The organism is Mesorhizobium sp. B2-8-9 (assembly GCF_006439475.1).
Lineage (GTDB): Bacteria > Pseudomonadota > Alphaproteobacteria > Rhizobiales > Rhizobiaceae > Mesorhizobium.
This window is the reverse complement of record NZ_VFTQ01000010.1, coordinates 26,134-40,577: the sequence shown is the minus strand read 5'-3', so window position 1 is coordinate 40,577 and position 14,444 is coordinate 26,134. Positions and strand designations below refer to the sequence as shown.

At 63.4% G+C, this 14,444-nt stretch carries 14 protein-coding genes; 8 read left to right on the top strand and 6 right to left on the bottom strand.

The window, feature by feature from the left end; genetic code table 11:
• Positions 1-8 precede the first annotated feature (8 nt).
• Positions 9-383, top strand: a complete 375-nt coding sequence (locus FJ423_RS14360) for a DUF423 domain-containing protein (protein ID WP_140842660.1) — start codon at positions 9-11, stop codon at positions 381-383.
• Positions 384-402: 19 nt separating this feature from the next.
• Here the strand turns inward: FJ423_RS14360 and FJ423_RS34605 are convergent, their stop codons facing one another.
• Complete coding sequence (locus FJ423_RS34605) at positions 403-534, bottom strand: hypothetical protein (protein ID WP_281408974.1); 132 nt, start codon at positions 532-534, stop codon at positions 403-405.
• Between the two features lie 58 nt (positions 535-592).
• Positions 593-736: a hypothetical protein gene (locus FJ423_RS33530; RefSeq protein WP_181164970.1), complete on the bottom strand. Its 144-nt coding sequence runs from the start codon at positions 734-736 to the stop codon at positions 593-595.
• Between the two features lie 176 nt (positions 737-912).
• Here FJ423_RS33530 and FJ423_RS14355 point away from each other — a divergent pair, with 176 nt between their 5' ends.
• On the top strand, positions 913-1,992 hold the full coding sequence (locus FJ423_RS14355) for a LacI family DNA-binding transcriptional regulator (RefSeq protein ID WP_140842657.1): 1,080 nt from the start codon (positions 913-915) through the stop codon (positions 1,990-1,992).
• 49 nt (positions 1,993-2,041) lie between these two features.
• Here the strand turns inward: FJ423_RS14355 and opgC are convergent, their stop codons facing one another.
• Positions 2,042-3,280, bottom strand: coding sequence for an OpgC domain-containing protein (gene opgC / locus FJ423_RS14350; RefSeq protein WP_140842655.1), 1,239 nt, complete (start codon positions 3,278-3,280; stop codon positions 2,042-2,044).
• Between the two features lie 200 nt (positions 3,281-3,480).
• On the opposite strand from opgC, the gene FJ423_RS14345 reads away from it, so the two are divergent.
• A complete protein-coding gene (locus FJ423_RS14345) occupies positions 3,481-4,146 on the top strand; it encodes an alpha/beta hydrolase (RefSeq protein WP_140842653.1) in 666 nt (221 codons plus the stop codon).
• Positions 4,147-4,262: 116 nt separating this feature from the next.
• Here the strand turns inward: FJ423_RS14345 and sthA are convergent, their stop codons facing one another.
• Complete coding sequence (gene sthA, locus FJ423_RS14340) at positions 4,263-5,651, bottom strand: Si-specific NAD(P)(+) transhydrogenase (protein ID WP_140842649.1); 1,389 nt, start codon at positions 5,649-5,651, stop codon at positions 4,263-4,265.
• 143 nt (positions 5,652-5,794) lie between these two features.
• Between sthA and FJ423_RS14335 the strand changes: the two genes are divergently transcribed.
• The 4 genes from FJ423_RS14335 to FJ423_RS14320 all read left to right on the top strand — a co-directional run bounded on the left by FJ423_RS14335 (position 5,795) and on the right by FJ423_RS14320 (position 9,024).
• On the top strand, positions 5,795-6,514 hold the full coding sequence (locus FJ423_RS14335) for an isoprenylcysteine carboxylmethyltransferase family protein (RefSeq protein ID WP_140842901.1): 720 nt from the start codon (positions 5,795-5,797) through the stop codon (positions 6,512-6,514).
• Between the two features lie 106 nt (positions 6,515-6,620).
• A complete protein-coding gene (locus FJ423_RS14330; protein WP_073989170.1) occupies positions 6,621-7,091 on the top strand; it encodes an RDD family protein in 471 nt (156 codons plus the stop codon).
• 147 nt (positions 7,092-7,238) lie between these two features.
• The gene (locus tag FJ423_RS14325; RefSeq protein ID WP_095767708.1) at positions 7,239-8,003 is read left to right on the top strand and encodes an arginyltransferase; all 765 of its coding nucleotides are present in this window, start codon (positions 7,239-7,241) and stop codon (positions 8,001-8,003) included.
• Positions 8,004-8,127: 124 nt separating this feature from the next.
• Positions 8,128-9,024, top strand: coding sequence for a DMT family transporter (locus tag FJ423_RS14320; protein WP_140842899.1), 897 nt, complete (start codon positions 8,128-8,130; stop codon positions 9,022-9,024).
• Here FJ423_RS14320 and FJ423_RS14315 read toward each other — a convergent pair.
• Both FJ423_RS14315 and parC read right to left on the bottom strand, forming a co-directional pair.
• Positions 9,012-10,211, bottom strand: coding sequence for an AI-2E family transporter (locus FJ423_RS14315; RefSeq protein WP_140842897.1), 1,200 nt, complete (start codon positions 10,209-10,211; stop codon positions 9,012-9,014). The two genes, FJ423_RS14320 and FJ423_RS14315, sit on opposite strands and share 13 nt — an antisense overlap.
• 284 nt (positions 10,212-10,495) lie before the next feature.
• The gene (gene parC / locus FJ423_RS14305) at positions 10,496-12,751 is read right to left on the bottom strand and encodes a DNA topoisomerase IV subunit A (protein WP_140842646.1); all 2,256 of its coding nucleotides are present in this window, start codon (positions 12,749-12,751) and stop codon (positions 10,496-10,498) included.
• 417 nt (positions 12,752-13,168) lie between these two features.
• Here parC and FJ423_RS14300 point away from each other — a divergent pair, with 417 nt between their 5' ends.
• Positions 13,169-14,359 carry a hypothetical protein gene (locus tag FJ423_RS14300; protein ID WP_140842644.1) on the top strand — a complete coding sequence of 397 codons (1,191 nt, stop codon included), beginning with the start codon at positions 13,169-13,171 and terminating at the stop codon, positions 14,357-14,359.
• Positions 14,360-14,444 lie beyond the last annotated feature (85 nt).

Here is a 14,444-nt window from a genome sequence, read left to right as displayed (position 1 = left end):
GATCCAGGATGAGCATTGCCGGGCAGGCATCAGATGGCGGGAGCCGCATCCTCGTGCTGGCAGCCGGCCTCGTCGGCGCGGCCGGCGTAGTGCTGTCGGCGACGGCGGCGCATCGCGGCGGCGCCTTCACCGGCACGGCGGCCAATTTCCTGCTGGTGCATGCGCCGGCGTTCCTTGCCATCGGCCTTGCCGGCGGCAATCGCTGCCTCAGAATCGCCAGCCTCGTCCTGCTCGCGGGCCTGCTTCTGTTCTGCGGCGATCTGCTCGCCCGCGACTTTCTCGGCTCGCGGCTGTTCCCGATGTCGGCGCCGATCGGCGGTACACTTTTGATCGCCGGCTGGGTAGCGATCGCCGTCTCGGCGCTGTGGCGTCTTCGACAGTAACTATTCCCGGCGACCGTTTTTAACCGGCGCGCCGCCTGTGCTTGCGCGCAGGCAGGTCGTTGGCGCGGCGCCGCTCGGGCTGCTCGGTTCCGCGCGTGATGCCCCAATAGTTGCGGTAGATGTCCTGAAACAGATGACCAATCGGATGCATGACTGCTTCTCCTCAAGTTGAATCGATCCAATGCGTGGACACGAAAAATGGCTACGGTTCAGCCGCGCTTGCGCTCCACGAGGAAGCGCAGTTCGCGGCGCCAGGGACCCGCTCTGCCGCGCCGCTTCTGGCTAATGGCCGCCGAGGCGATGCCCCAGTCGTTGCCGTAGATGTCCTCGAACAAGTAACTCACCGGATGCATGGCACCCTCCTGTTGAAACCGCTCCGTCAAAAAGCGAGCGGACTTGGATCGATTCAAATCATAGGCCTCAATCACGCAAAGTCAAGCAGAATTTGAATCGATCCAACAAAAATGTTAGATGACCAGCAGCAATTCAGCGGTCATGTTCTTCCCGTGACCGGATTCGGAGGAACGACATGGCATCACTCCTCGAAGGCCAGGCAAGACCGATCAGGCTGGCCGACATCGCCAAGGCCGCCGGCGTCTCGCATGGCACGGCCTCGAATGTTTTCAGCCGCCCCGAGATCGTGCGCGCCGAAGTGCGCGAGCGGGTCAAGGCGGTGGCGGAGCAGATGGGTTATGCCGGTCCGGACCCGAAAGGCCGCCTGCTACGCGCCGGCAAGGTCAACGCCATCGGCGTCGCCACGACCGAGCCGCTCTCCTACTTCTTCGACGATCCGTTCGCCCGCGTGATGATGGCCGGTATTTCCGAAACCTGCGACGCCACCGGCGCGGGCATTGCGCTGGTCTCGGCCGCCAATCAGGAAAAGCTCGCCTGGAACATTCAGAGCGCGCTTGTCGACGGCTTTGTGCTGTTCTGCATCGAAGGCGGCTCGCGGCTTGTCGACCTGACGCGCGAGCGCAGGTTGCCCTTCGTCGCGCTTGAGCTCGGCTTCCAGGACGAGACCGTATCGGCCATCGGCGTCGACAATGTCGCCGGCGCCAGGCTCGCCGCGCGCCATCTCGCCGAGCTTGGCCATCGCCGTTTCGCCGTCCTGTCGCTGGGCTTTGCCGACAATCGCACCGGCTTCGTAACGCCGGAGGTGGTGCGCAGCGCGGTCTACACCGGAACGCGCGATCGCCTTGCGGGCTATTTCGAGGAGCTGTCCCGCTTCGGCATCGATACGGCGAAGGTCCCGGTCTATGAGACCGAGAACGAGGAAAAAAGCACCAGGGCCGGCCTCGAGGCGATCTTCGCCAGCGGCGAACCGCCGACCGCCATCCTGGCGATGTCGGACCGAATGGCCCTGATCGCCATCGACTGGCTGAGAGCAAGGGGGCTCGACGTTCCCGGCGATGTCTCCATTGTCGGCTTTGACGGTGTGCCGGACGGCGCGCTGTCCACGCCGCCACTGACCACCATCGCCCAGCCGATCACCGAGATCGGCCGCCGCGCCGCGCGCATGATTCTCGACCATGATGGCGCGGTGCGGCGCGAGACGATGGGCGTCGAGTTCGTCGTCAGAGGTTCGACCGGGCCGGCACCGAAAGCCTGAGCGGGCTCAGGCAATTCGGATAGATCGCAGGCATTTCCTCGCCCTGCGGTTAGTAGCCGCCCGCCCGCGCCGGCAGCGGCTGCACGCCGAATGTCGCACGCGCAGGCTCCTCGCGCACCGGCTTGGCGCGGGATGGGCCGAGGCTGGCAAGCCATTCGAGGTAGAGCGCGAGCGCGAGCTGCATGGCGATGCCTGCCGCGATCAGCAGCGTGTCGTAGGCCGGGCCGCCCGGGTTGATCAGCTTCAGCACCTGCGCCGCCATGGCAAGCAGCGTGCCGGCGATGAAAACCGGCAGCGAGCGCTTGCCCAGGATCGCGAGCGGATTGTCGGGCCGGACGCGGAAGAGGTTGGAGACCGCCGGCAGCGCGACGATCAGATAGCTGACCGCAAGAATGTGCAAGAGCCGCGGCAGCGACAGGAAGGTCTTGTCGAAGCCGCCGATCACCACCGGCAGGTTGAACCAGGTGATCTGACCCCAGAGCGGAGTGTGCACCCAGATCGCCGCGCCGACCACATAGGTGCCGGCGGCACCCAGCAGCCACGGATTGACCGGGATGCGCCCGCCGCGCTTCACATGCAGCATGGCGGCAAGGCCGATGTTGAACAGGAACTGCCAGGACAGCGGATTGAGGAACCAGAGGCCGGGCTCCGGATAGTTCGGCGGCGCGATCTGCCAGATGCCGGCGACGAGCCACAGCAGGCCGGACGCGATCAGCGCCGGCACGGGCCGATAGCTGACGAACAGCACGAACGCAGGCGCCGCCAGGAGCAGCGCCGCATAGACCGGCAAGATGTTGTTGTAGCCGAGCTGGTGGCCGAGCGTGACGATGCCGAGCAGCGCCTGCGGCGTGTTGCGCATCAAGGGTTCTATGTTGATCATCGCCAGCATTTCCGGCCGGTGCGCGAACAGCGCGGCGGCGCTAAACAGCGCGATCACCACCATCGTGATGACGATGTGGGAGATGTAGAGCACCCCGGCGCGCCGCCACATCTTCAAGGTCGCGAGCAACCGGCCGCCCGGCTTGAACTTCGTGCCGTAAGCCAGCGCCACCGAGATGCCGGAAATCAGCACGAAGGCTTCCGCCGCGTCGGAAAAGCCGAAATTCTTATAGGTCCAGTTCTCGAAGACGGTGCCAGGCACATGGTCGACGAAAATGGTGAGCAGCGCGAGCGCGCGCAGTACGTCGATACGTGTGTCACGATCGTTGATACGTGTGTCACGATCATTGATGCGCGTATCGCGCTCTCCGACACGCTTATCGCGGTCGTTGGGAACAGGGGTGGTCATCGACAAAAGGCCTCAAAGCTGGTTGTTCATAGCCAGCAAATGCGACCCCCGGGGCGCACCGCTTCGATTCCTCCCACGGGGGAGTGTATGGGCGGAAAAACGGCCCGAATTGCGCCTGGTTCAATCAACTTTCGCGGAGCGCGAAAATATTCCGTTTTGAAGCCGGCAAATCAACGAATCTCTCATGGAATCAAATGGATATGAGCGCTTCCGAATATAGCGATAAAAACAGTATCCTGCGCCGGGACCTCGCCTTTCCTTACCGTCTGCTGAGGCCGGCGAACGCAAGCGGCGAGTGCCTGTTCGTGCTGCACGGGTCAGGTGTCGACGAGACGACGATGCTGCCGCTGGCAAGGCAGATCGCGCCGCGTTCGGTGATCGTCACGGCGCGCGGCCGCATTCCACAGGAGGACGGATTTCGCTGGTTCGAGCGAATCACGCCGACCAGTTTCGAGCAGGTCTCCATCCATGCCGAGACGGCCGCCTATGCCCAGTTCGTGACGGACGTCGCGGAGGTGCAGCGGCTCGACCTGCAACGCGCGACCTTCCTTGGCTATTCGAACGGCGCCAATGTCGTCTCCAGCCTGATGCTGCTCCATCCCGGCATTGTCAGACAGGCAGCGCTGTTGAGGGCGATGCCGGTGCTCGACATCTCGCCAATGGCCAACCTCGGCGGCAGCCGCGTGTTGATCATTGCCGGGGCGGCCGACCAGACCTATGGCCCTTTCGCCCCTGCCCTGGTGACACTGTTCAGCGAACGCCAAGCCGAGGTCGACGCGCGCATTGTTGCCTCGGGCCATGAATTCGGCGACGCGGACGCCGCGATTCTGCGGCAATGGCTGGCGGCGCCTGTCGCGGTCGCCTGACTGGGTCAGGCGGGGCCCGGTGCGGCCATCAACGATCGAGACCATCCCGGCATGTTATAGGAACATCGTCCAGACACGCGTTGAGGGGGCTACTCGACCGTCCTCGGCCGATCCCCTCACCCATGTCCCATCCGGTTCCAGGCGTCCAGGCCGGCGATCTTGTAGGCCTCGGCCAGCGTCGGGTAGTTGAAGGTGTTGTTGACGAAGAAGTCGACCGTGCCGCCGAGATTGATCACCGCCTGGCCGATATGGATGAGCTCGGTGGCGCCCTCGCCGACGATGTGGGCGCCGAGCAGGCGGCGCGTCTCGACCGAGAACAACAGCTTCAGGAAACCGCTGCTCACCCCCATGATGTGGCCGCGCGAGGTCTCGCGGAAGCGCGCCAGGCCGACCTCGTAGGCTGCGCCGCTGTCGCGCACCTGCTCTTCCGACAGGCCGACCGTCGAAATCTCCGGCACGGCGTAGATGCCATAAGGAAAGCTCTCCGGCGGCGGCGGCAGGTGAACCCCGAAGGCGTGGCAAGCCGCCACCCGCCCCTGCTCCATCGACGTCGAAGCCAGGCTCGGGAAGCCGATAACGTCGCCGGACGCGTAGATGTTCGGCACGCTGGTCTGGAAAGTCTGCGGATCGACCTTGATGCGGCCGCGGGCGTCGGCCTCGATGCCGACCGTGTCGAGGCCGAGGCTGGCGACATTGCCGGTGCGACCGGCGGCGTAAAGCACCATCTCGGAGCGGATGGTGCGGCCGTCCGCCAATGTCACCTCTGCATGGTCGGGTTTCGAGGCGATCTCCTTCACCGTGCTGCCGAGGCGGATGGTCATGCCGCGGTCGCGCATCTGGTGGATGAAGTCGTCGACGATTTCGCGATCGATGAAATCGAGGATGGTGTTGCGCGGCTCGACCAGTGTCACCGGCACGTCGAGGGCGGAAAAGATGGTGGCGTATTCGACGCCGATGACGCCGGCGCCGATCACGGTCAGCGTGCGCGGCAGATGATGGAGCTCCAGCATCTCGTCGCTGTCGAAGACGCGCTTCTTGTCGAAGGGCACGTCGGCCGGGCGGTGCGGCCTGGTGCCGACGGCGATCAGCGCGTTGGCGAATCCGACTTCGCTATAGTCGCCATTATCGGCGGTCAGGCTGACCTTGTTCGGCGTGAGGAACTTCACCGCGGCGCGCGCGCTCTTCACCGTGTTGCGCATGAACTGGTGCTGCAGCACCTCGACCTCATGATCGAGCGTCTTGTGCAGCCGGTCGACCAGATCCGAGATCGAAATGTCCTGCTTGACCCGGTAGCCGCGTCCGTAGAAGCCGCGTTCGCGCCAGCCCGAGAGGTTGAGCACCGTCTCGCGCAGCGTCTTCGACGGGATGGTTCCGGTATGCACCGAGACGCCGCCAAGGCGCCGGCCCCTGTCGACCACCAGCACCGACTTGCCAAGCTTGGCCGATTGCACCGCGGCGCGGCGCCCCGAAGGGCCGCTGCCGATGACCAGCATGTCGTAGTCCATGTCCCGTCCCCTTTGTGCGCCGCAGCAAGCTAGACCGGGAAGAATGTCATGTTCAACAGGCAACACCATTCTCTCGGCGGGCGAATCCGCCGATGCAACCAAAAGCATGAGAAACCTTAACCGGACGGCAAGGCTTGCGTGCAATGGTCCATGTCGAGGGGACCACCGGGGTAACAGAGTTGGCGATTTCCAAAAGCGATGCGCTGCCTGGCGCAGAGACCGGTTTCTGGTCCGGCCTTCAGAGCAGCGTGGTTCTCACCGACCTGCGCGAGGGCCTGTTCCGTTTCATCGCGCTGGTGGTCGCCGCGGTCTTCGTCTATCGCGGTGCTCGTCACCTCGTCATCGATCCGGGCCGGCTGAACATCCTGCTGCTCATGATCTCCGACGTTCTGACCTTTACCTGGCTGCTGCTGGCGCGCCGGCCGATTGTCCGCGACTGGAGCCCTTTCACGGTATTCATCTCGGTGACGGCCGCTTTCGGTTCGGGTTTCGTATCGTTCCAGGATGGAATCGCCGTCATCCCGCTCTATATCGCGGCGCCGCTGCAATTCCTGGCGCTGTGGCTGGTGATCTGGGGTAAGATGTCGCTTGGCCGCTCCTTCGCCATCCTGCCGGCCAACCGCGGCGTCGTCACCGGCGGCGCCTATCGGTTCGTGCGGCACCCAATCTATGCCGGCTATCTGGCAGGGCACATCCTGTTCCTGCTGTCGAGCTTCTCGCTCTACAATTTCGCCGTCTACGCGATCATTACCCTGTTCCAGGTCCATCGCATCCTGCGCGAGGAGCGCATCCTGGCGCTGACAGAGGAGTATCGCGACTATCTCGGGCGGGTTCGCTACAGGCTCTGTCCCGGCATCTTCTGACGTCGCGCCCGGCGGTGGCGGGCACGTTCCTTGAATTCCAGGCCGCCCTCACCATTTGAAAAGGCGGCAGGCATTCCCACGGGGGTGCTGCGATCGAGGAACGGATATGAACGCACGCGTATTGGACGGCGAGATCATCACGACGAGGTTTGAGGACACCCGCGCATATCGTGGGGTGCGGACAAGGCGCATTTTCGCCTTCCTGCTCGACTATTTCTTCGTCGCGCTGCTGACCATTCCCTTCGCCATCCTGGTCGCCATTCTCGGCCTGTTGACCTTTGGCCTCGGCTGGGCGCTGTTTTCCGTGCTGGTGCCGATGGTCGCCATCCTCTACATCTGGAACACGCTGGGCAGCCGCGACCAGGCGACGACCGGCATGAAGATCATGGGCATCCGCCTGGAGAAGCTCGACGGCAGCCGCATCGACGGCATGACGGCTGTGGTTCACTCGGTGCTGTTCTGGGCCGGCAACGTCATCCTGACGCCGCTAGTGCTCCTGGTCACGCTGTTCTCCGACCGCAAGCGCACGCTGCACGACCTGCTGCTCGGCACCGTCGTAACCCGCACCGATATCTGACGGATTCACGGCCGCGCGCATCAAGCCGCCGCGTCGCCCGTGCTTAAATATGAACAGGCCAAGGCCATCGCGGCAGCATAATCCTGTTGAATTTTTCGGCGACCGGGCCAAAGGTAGGGCGATTCGCAGGAGCGTTTCCAAGATTAGATGACGCAGCATCCGACCCAGTCGCCGCAGTTCTTCCTGACCGCGCCGTCGCCGTGCCCTTACCTGGAGGGACAGTTCGAGCGCAAGGTGTTCACGCACCTTGTCGGCGACAAGGCGCCGGAGATGAATGACCTGCTGACGCAAGGCGGCTTCCGGCGCTCGCAGAACATCGCCTACCGTCCGGCCTGCGAGTCGTGCCGCGCCTGTGTGTCGGTCCGCATCCTGGCACAGGAATTCAGTCCCAGCCGCAACATGCGCCGCGTCATCCAGCACAATGCCGACCTTGTCGGCGCCATGCATGACGCGCAGCCTTCGACCGAGCAATACTCGCTCTTCCGCAGCTATCTCGACGCCCGGCATCGCCGCGGCGGTATGTCGGACATGACCGTGCTCGACTATGCGATGATGGTGGAAGACACCCATGTCGACACCAAGATCATTGAATACCGGCGTCGCGGCCCCGACACGTTCATCACCGGCAAGGGCCATGGCGAGCTGATAGCCGTCGCGCTCACCGACAAGATGGCCGATGGCCTGTCGATGGTCTATTCCTACTTCAATCCCGACTTCGAGGACCGCTCGCTCGGCACCTTCATGATCCTCGATCACATCGCCCGCGCCAAGGCGATGGGACTGCCCCACGTCTATCTCGGCTACTGGGTCAACGGCTCGCGCAAGATGAATTATAAGATGCGCTTCATGCCGCAGGAGCATCTCGGCCCGAAAGGCTGGGAACGCTACGACCACGAAGCGGTCAGTCGCTGAACCTCCCCACGCTTCATCCTTAACTGTTTCAAGGAGGAGGACACCGGTCTTTCGGCCCTCAGGCTGGAACGAGCGCGGCGTGGCCGCTGTGCGCCTGCTCAAGATAGTTTGCGAGAATGCCCAAGTGTCCACCCACACCGACCACCAAAAAGGTCTCCTGATCACCGCCATAGGCGGCCTCACACTGACCGTCGACATACCGCTGATCCGGCTCGCCGACGGCACACCCTGGACGATCATGATGTTGCGCACCGCCACCACCTTGCTGGCCGGGCTGGTGGTGTGGGCCGTCTGGCGGTCGTTCGACCGGAACGCGCCCCGGCTCATCCCGGGCTGGTCGGGACTTGCCGTGGCCTTTTGCTACGGCATGACCGGAATATGCTTCGTCACGGCGGTCTATCACACCTCGACGGCCGACCTTGTCTTCATCCTGGCCTTCAACACCGTGTTCGCGGCGCTGCTGTCATGTCTCTTCCTCAAGGAAAGACCGCAGCCTGCAACCGTCATCGCCATGCTGGCGATGATTTTCGGCGTGCTAATCATCGTCGGCGGCTCCGTCGGCACCGGGCATCTGTTCGGCGATTTCATGGCGCTGTGCTCGACCTTCTTCGTCGCCCTCGCCATCACCATTTCGCGCGCCAGCGGCAAGGATATGGGCTTCACCGCGCTGGTCGGCGTCATCCTGCCGCTGGCGCTCGCCGTCTTCATGGTTTCAGGCGAAGGCGTTCACGTGAACGCGCCGTGGTGGATCATCTTCAACGGCGCCGTGATCATGCCGATCTCGTTCTTCTGCCTTGCCAACGGACCGAAATACATTTCAGGCCCGGAAGTGGCGATGTTCTATCTGCTGGAGACGGTGCTGGCGCCAGTCTGGGTCTGGCTGATCTTCGCCGAGGAGCCCACACGCAACAGCCTGATCGGCGGCTCGATCCTGATCGTGACGCTGGTCGCGCATTCGCTGTGGCAATTGCATGAGGGCCGCAAGCGCCGTGCCGCGCTTGCCGTGGTTCACCCGGCCTGAACTTTCCTCGGCTCGGCCGCAGCTTCGATCTGCGGCGGCGCGCCGGCCTCGTCGGCGACAGGCGGAAGCTCGTCCATGATCTCGACCTCGCGCAGCCATTCGCGCCAGATGGCGACGAGCAGCGCCATCAACACCGGGCCGATGAACAAGCCGAGGAAACCCATCGTCTTGACGCCGCCGATCAAGCCGAAAAAGGTCGGCAGGAAGGGGAGCTTGATCGGGCCGCCGACTAGCTTGGGCCGCAGCGTCTTGTCGACGATGAAGAGCTCGACCGCGCCCCAGATGAACAGGGCCGCGCCGGCGAAAAGCTTGCCGCTGGCGGCGAGATAGATCGACACCAGGGTGAAGGAGAGCGGCGCACCGCCGGGGATCAGCGCCATGATGCCGGTAAGCGCGCCGAGCGTCACCGGGGATGGCACGCCGGCCAGCCAATAGGCGATGCCGAGCACAAGGCCCTCGCCGATGGCGATGATGGTCATGCCCGTCACGGTCGAGGAAATGGTTGCCGGCACGACGCGCGAGATACGTTCCCAGCGCGTCGGCAGGATGCGTTCGCCGAGGCGATCGACCTGGGCCGCGAAAGACTCGCCGTCGCGATAGGCGAAGAACAGCGCGATCATCATGAACAGAAGCGTCAGAATCAGGCTGAAGGCGCTGCCACCGGCGGCCAAGGCGCCGCGATAGATGCTGCCGATGTTGGAGCCGCTGATCAGCTGGATCAACTCGCCGATGCCGCCGGGATGGCCGAGATAGGCCGTCCACTGCTCGTTCAGCCACTGGCCGACGACCGGTATGGCGGCGATCCAACCCGGTGTCGCCGCGCCGTGGCGATTGGTCTCGATCGCCCAGGTGACCCACTCGCGCAGCTCGTTGATGGCATAGGTGCCGGCAAGCGCGATCGGCACCACCAGGAAGGTGAGGATGAAAAGGATCGCCAAGGTCGCGCCGACCGTTCGGTTGCCGCCGACGCCAACGAGCAGCCGGCGGTACAGCGGCCAACTGGCAAAGGCGATGACGAGCGCCGCCAGCACCGGGAACAGGAAGCCGTGGAAGAAATAGACGCCGGCAGCGACGATCAGCACCAGGAGCCAGCGCGCCGCCGACAGCGGTGGGATGACGGCCGCCCTCAGCGGCGTCGACAGGCCGAACAGGCGCTGCCCCGGCTTCTGGATCTCGGCGCGCTTCAACCCGGCGTTGCTCCCTGCCTGATGGTTCGATGGATGCTTATGCACCATCATAGTGCAGCAATCGTGACGATAGTCCAAATAGTGCCTTTCCTTCTCCCCTTGTAGGAGAAGGTGGATCGGCGCGCAGCGCCGAGACGGATGAGGGGTGTTCCAGCAGGGTGAGGCGTTGGCGACCCCATATCGCGGCATCCAACGCTGCTCACGTCCGTGTAAAGCTGGAACGCCCCTCATCCGTCGCCTTCGGCGACACCTTCTCCCGCAAGGGGAGAAGGAAAGGTGCTGCTTCACCCAAATTTCCCCGTCCTGGGAAAACCCTTCGGCACCATGCGGCCGGCGGCGGCGCGGGCTCCGATCCACTCGGACAGCTCCTCGCGCGACTTGGTGAAGGTGCGATCGGCCGAATCCTGCCAGGAGAGCCCCGTCGCCAGGGTGAAGGTCTTCAGGTCCAGCACGCCGCCGTCCTTGTATTTCTGCAGGCGCACACCCTTGCCGCGCGCCATTTCCGGAATTTCGGCCAGGGGGAAGACCAGCATCTTGCGGTTCTCGCCGACAATAGCGAGATGGTCGCCCGAAACCGGGATGCAGCGCTTGGCCTCGTCCGGCGCCTTGACGTTCATCACCTGCTTGCCCTTGCGGGTGTTGGCAACGACCTCTTCCTCCGAAACGACGAAGCCATTGGCGTCGTATGAGACGAGCAGCAGCTTGCGCTTCGGATCATGGACGAAGGCAGTGACGATGTCCTGGTCGTTCTCCATGTCGACGATGATGCGGATCGGCTCGCCATGGCCGCGCCCGCCCGGCAGCCGATCGGCGCCGATGGTGTAGAACTTGCCGCCGGTGGTGAAGACCAGGATCTTGTCCGTGGTCTGGGCATGGAAGGCGAGCTTCAGGCTGTCGCCTTCCTTGAAGGTGAGCTGCGAATGGTCGGTCAGGTGGCCCTTCATGGCGCGCAGCCAGCCCTTTTCCGACACAACGACGGTGACCGGCTCGCGCTCGATCATCGCATGCGCAATGTCGGTCAAGTCGTGCTCGGGCGCATCGGCAAACTGGGTGCGACGCTTGCCGAGTTCGGTCTGCGGACCGAACGTGTCGCGGACCTTGCTGACTTCCCACTTGATCGTCGACCATTGCTTGGCGTCGGAAGCCAGCAGGGCCTCGATCTGCTTCTTCTCGGTGGTGAGGCCGTCAAATTCCTTGCGGATCTCGATCTCTTCGAGCTTGCGCAAGGCGCGCAGGCGCATGTTGAGGATGGCTTCGGCCTGGTTGTCGGTGAGCGACCAGCGGGCCATCATCACCTGCTTGGGCTCATCCTCCTCGCGGATGATCCTGATGACCTCGTCGATGTTGAGATAGGCGATCAGATAACCGGCGAGGATTTCCAGCCGCTTCTCGATCTCGCCGAGCCGGTATTTCGAACGACGGATCAAAACCTCGCGGCGGTGGTCGAGCCACTCCTTGAGCACGCCCTTCAACGACAGGACGTTCGGCACCTTACCGCGCGACAGCACGTTCATGTTGAGCGGGAAGCGGCTTTCGAGCTCGGTAAGCTTGAACAGCGATTCCATCAGGATGCTGGGATCGACGGTGCGGCTCTTCGGCACCAGGACGATGCGGATGTCCTCCGCACTCTCGTCGCGGATGTCTTCGAGCAGCGGCAGCTTGCGTGCCATCAAAAGCTCGGCGATCTTCTCGATCAGCCTGGCCTTCTGCACGCCGTAAGGGATCTCGGTGACGACGATGCTCCAGGTGCCCCTGCCCTGGTCCTCCTGGCTCCATTTGGAGCGCACCCGGAAACCGCCGCGGCCGGTCTCATAGGCTTCGAGGATCGAGGCGCGGCTGTCGACGATGATGCCGCCCGTCGGGAAATCCGGCCCCTGGACGAAATCCATCAGCTTCGCCACCGGCGCTTCGGGATGCTCGATCAGATGGAGCGCTGCGTCGCAAAGCTCGGCGGCGTTGTGCGGCGGGATCGAAGTCGCCATGCCGACGGCAATGCCCGACGAGCCGTTGGCGAGCAGGTTGGGGAAAGCGCCCGGCAAGACGGACGGCTCCTCGTCCTCTTCATTGTAAGTCGGCCGAAAATCGACCGCGTCCTCGGTGATGCCGGCAAGCAGCTCGCTTGCCACCTCGGTCATGCGCGCTTCGGTGTAGCGCATCGCCGCGGCGTTATCGCCGTCGATATTGCCGAAATTGCCCTGCCCGTCGACCAGCGGGTAGCGCATCGAGAAATCCTGCGCCAGCCGTACCAGCGCATCGTAGATCGACTGGTCGCCATGCGGATGGAACTTGCCCATCACGTCGCCGACGATGCGGGCGCATTTGGCGAAACCCTGATCGGGGTTGAGCCTGAGCAGCCGCATGGCATGCATGATGCGGCGATGGACCGGCTTCAGTCCGTCGCGCACATCCGGCAGCGCCCGATGCATGATGGTCGACAGCGCGTAAGCGAGATAGCGCCGCTCGAGCGCTTCCTTCAGATCGACCGGTTCGATTTTATCGCCGCCGCCATTGTCATCAGGCGGCAAAAGCCTTTTTCCCATGAATTTGGACTAGCCGAGCGGGTGATTCGCGGCAAGCGCCGCGTGAACGTCGGCGCATTCGCCGTGGCTATAGATGCGCAGCCGGCGGTGTGAAGAATTTCACGGAAGCGGCCCCGCGGCGGCTGCAACTTGCCGCCGATCTGAAACAGGCTTAGTCGGCAACACGAGGCCGGCCAACATCAATCCGTTACATGCGGCCGCTATCTGGCAATGCAACGCGCTGGCGGAGGAAAGCCGCGGTCTTCATGACAAATTCACCGCATCGGGCAATAGCTGCCGACCGGCGTTTGCTTTTCATCGCCGTTTTCGACAAATGGGCCCGGAAATGCCTTTTTCCCGTCCCGTTCGTCACGGAATGGTGATGGAGCAGATGTCAAAAATAATTTCACAATAGCCAATCAGGACAGGGAACTCGCCATGACAATCCAACGCTCAACACTCAAGAAACTGGCCTTTTCGACCTTTCTGCTGACGCTGCCGCTCAATTCGGCCTTCGCCGCCGATCCGGCGGTGGCCGAGCGCATCAAGGCGGCCCTTGCCGCCCAGGGCGTCGAGATTTCCTGGACAGGTGTCTCCGGCGACGATTCGAACGCCGTCCTGCAAGGTGTTTCCATCAAGCCGGCGGCCGAGAAGGAAGCGCTGCCGATCGGCGACGTGAAGCTGGAGGGGGTCAGCGAAGCCAATGGCGGCTATGAGATCGCAACCCTCTCGACCTCGCCTTTCGAGCACAGCAAGGATGGCGTGACGCTCAATCTCAGCCCGGTGGTCGTCCACGACATGAAGGTCCCGGCCGAAGGCGGCACCGATCCGCTCGGCTCGCTGATGATGTACAAGTCGGCGGAACTCTCCAACATGACGGTCAAGGTCGGCGACAAGACGGCGTTCGCGATGGACGGGCTTGCCGTCCAGATCACCCCGCCGGCCGACGGCAAGGCGATGGACTTTACCGCCAACACCGAAAAATTCACCGCCGACCTGTCGCTGGTCGACGATCCGAAGTCAAAGGAAGCGATCGACGCGCTCGGCTACCAGAACATCTCGGGCAACATCGCGATGGCCGGCACCTGGCAGCCGAGCGACGGCAAGATGGAGCTGTCGAAATATGACATCTCGGTCGAGAATGCCGGCACGCTCGGCATGACCTTCAATCTCGGCGGCTACACGCTCGACTTCATCAAGTCGATGCAGGAGATGCAGAAGAAGCTCGCCGCCCAGCCGGAAGGCGCCGACAATTCCGCGCAAGGCATGGCCATGCTCGGCCTGATGCAGCAGCTTTCTTTCAACGGCGCATCGGTGCGCTTCGAGGACGATTCGCTCACCGGCAAGGTGCTCGACTATGTCGGCAAGCAACAGGGCATGTCGGCCAAGGACGTCGCCAACCAGGCCAAGGCGATCGTGCCGTTCGGCATGGCGCAGCTCAACAATCCCGAGCTGACGGCGGAAGTCTCGGCGGCAGTCAATACCTTCCTCGACAATCCAAAGAGCCTGGAAATCTCGGCCGAGCCGCCGTCGTCGGTGCCGTTCGCGCTGATCATGGCCGGCGCCATGTCCAACCCGCTCGACCTGCCGAAGACGCTTGGCGTCAAGGTCAAGGCGAACCAAGACTGATCGGACAGTCAGCTGCAAAGAAAAGCCCGGCAGCGATGCCGGGCTTTTCTTGTTGAAGGCGATTCTTGTAGGAAAAAGAAGATCC